Origin of the sequence: Lactobacillus sp. B4005 (assembly GCF_026536045.1) — a bacterium.
Taxonomy (GTDB): Bacteria; Bacillota; Bacilli; order Lactobacillales; family Lactobacillaceae; genus Lactobacillus; species Lactobacillus panisapium.
Map to the genome: position 1 here is coordinate 1 of NZ_JAFNOZ010000012.1, position 2,800 is coordinate 2,800.

Here is a 2,800-nt window from a genome sequence, read left to right on the forward strand (position 1 = left end):
GATTGCTTGAGCCTGTGGTCAAGTCCTCGACTGATTAGTACTAGTCCGCTCCAAGCCTCACGGCTCTTCCACTCCTAGCCTATCTACCTCTTAGTCTTTGAGGTGTCTTACTACTTTCGTATGGGAAATCTCATCTTGAGGGGGGCTTCGCACTTAGATGCTTTCAGCGCTTATCCCGTCCATACTTAGCTACCCAGCTATGCCTTTGGCAAGACAACTGGTACACCAGCGGTATGTCCATCCCGGTCCTCTCGTACTAAGGACAGCTCCTCTCAAATTTCCTGCGCCCACGACGGATAGGGACCGAACTGTCTCACGACGTTCTGAACCCAGCTCGCGTGCCGCTTTAATGGGCGAACAGCCCAACCCTTGGGACCTACTTCAGCCCCAGGATGCGACGAGCCGACATCGAGGTGCCAAACCTCCCCGTCGATGTGAACTCTTGGGGGAGATAAGCCTGTTATCCCCAGGGTAGCTTTTATCCGTTGAGTGATGGCCCTTCCATGCGGTTCCACCAGATCACTAAGCCCGACTTTCGTCCCTGCTCGAGTTGTCGCTCTCGCAGTCAAGCTCCCTTATACCTTTACACTCTGTGAATGATTTCCAACCATTCTGAGGGAACCTTTGGGCGCCTCCGTTACTCTTTAGGAGGCGACCGCCCCAGTCAAACTGCCCGTCTGACACTGTCCCATGCCTCGCTTAGAGGCCCTGGTTAGAGCAGCCATCAAACAAGGGTAGTATCCCAACATTGCCTCTGATAATACTGGCGTACTATCTTCTCTGGCTCCTACCTATCCTGTACATGTTTAACAGCTGCCCAATATCAAATTGCAGTAAAGCTCCATGGGGTCTTTCCGTCCTGTCGCGGGTAACCCGCATCTTCACGGGTATTATAATTTCACCGAGTCTCTCGTTGAGACAGTGCCCAAATCATTACACCTTTCGTGCAGGTCGGAACTTACCCGACAAGGAATTTCGCTACCTTAGGACCGTTATAGTTACGGCCGCCGTTTACTGGGGCTTCAGTTCGCTGCTTCGCTTGCGCTTACAGCTCTCCTTAACCTTCCAGCACCGGGCAGGTGTCAGCCCCTATACGTCGTCTTTCGACTTTGCAGAGACCTGTGTTTTTGATAAACAGTTGTTTGGGCCTTTTCACTGCGGCTGGCTTTTACACCAGCACCCCTTCTCCCGAAGTTACGGGGCTATTTTGCCGAGTTCCTTAACGAGAGTTCTCTCGCTCACCTTAGTGTTCTCCACTCGACTACCTGTGTCGGTTTGCGGTACGGGTACGTTAGCTCTTGCTAGAAGCTTTTCTTGGCAGTGTGACTCTTGAACCTTCGCTACTTTAATTTCGCTCCTCATCACAACTTGTGCTTTTCAAAAGCAAGCATTTGACTCACTCTTACACTTATTGCTTAAACATGGATGTCCAGCTCCATGCGTTCTTTGCCTCCTGCGTCCCTCCTTCGCTATTAACGATCTAACGCAGTACAGGAATTTCTACCTGTTGTCCATCGACTACGCCTTTCGGCCTCGCCTTAGGTCCCGACTTACCCTGGGCGGACGAGCCTGCCCCAGGAAACCTTAGTCTTTCGGCGGATAGGATTCTCACCTATCTTGCGCTACTCATACCGGCATTCTCACTTCTAAGCGCTCCACTTATCCTCGCGATTAAGCTTCGCCGCTCTTAGAACGCTCTCCTACCACGCGTATTACTACGCATCCACAGTTTCGGTACTATGCTTAGCCCCGGTAAATTTTCGGCGCAGCGTCACTCGACTAGTGAGCTATTACGCACTCTTTTAATGATGGCTGCTTCTAAGCCAACATCCTAGTTGTCTACGCAACTCCACATCCTTTTCCACTTAGCATAGATTTTGGGACCTTAACTGGTGATCTGGGCTGTTTCCCTTTCGACTACGGATCTTATCACTCGCAGTCTGACTCCAGTGCTTTGATAGATGGTATTCGCAGTTTATCTGAATTCAGTAACCCCTGACGGGCCCCTCGTCCAAACAGAGCTCTACCTCCATTATCATCCTCGCACCAGGCTAGCCCTAAAGCTATTTCGGAGAGAACCAGCTATCTCCAAGTTCGTTTGGAATTTCACCGCTACCCACAACTCATCCCCGCAATTTTTAACTTACGTGGGTTCGGTCCTCCAGTGCGCTTTACCGCACCTTCAACCTGGTCATGGGTAGGTCACTTGGTTTCGGGTCTACATCAAACAACTCTCTCGCCCTCTTCAGACTCGCTTTCGCTCCGGCTCCGTCTTTTCTGACTTAACCTCGCTATTTAACGTAACTCGCCGGTTCATTCTACAAAAGGCACGCCATCACCCTTTAATGGGCTTTGACTACTTGTAGGCACACGGTTTCAGGTTCTCTTTCACTCCCCTTCCGGGGTTCTTTTCACCTTTCCCTCACGGTACTGGTTCACTATCGGTCACATTCTAGTATTTAGCCTTGCGAGATGGTCCTCGCTGCTTCAATCGGAATTCCTCGTGTTCCGACCTACTCAGGATCCTGCTCGGCGTTACTTGGATTTCGCTTACGGGGCTCTCACCCTCTCTGGCTTACCTTCCCAGATAATTCTGCTATCCTTATAACTACCTTCTTGCAGTCCTACAACCCCAAATGATAAATCATCTGGTTTGGGCTCTTTCCGTTTCGCTCGCCGCTACTCTGGAAATCGATTTTTCTTTCTCTTCCTGCAGCTACTTAGATGTTTCAGTTCACTGCGTCTTGCCCTGATATACTATCTATTCATATATCAGTAATGCATCGCTGCATTGGGTTTA

The 2,800-nt window shown here is 50.3% G+C and carries 1 rRNA gene (cut by a window edge); it reads right to left on the bottom strand.

Going from position 1 to position 2,800, the window contains the following annotated elements:
• Nucleotides 1–14: 14 nt before the first annotated feature.
• Nucleotides 15–2,800 (bottom strand): 23S ribosomal RNA (locus J3U73_RS10820); it runs 154 nt beyond the window's last position.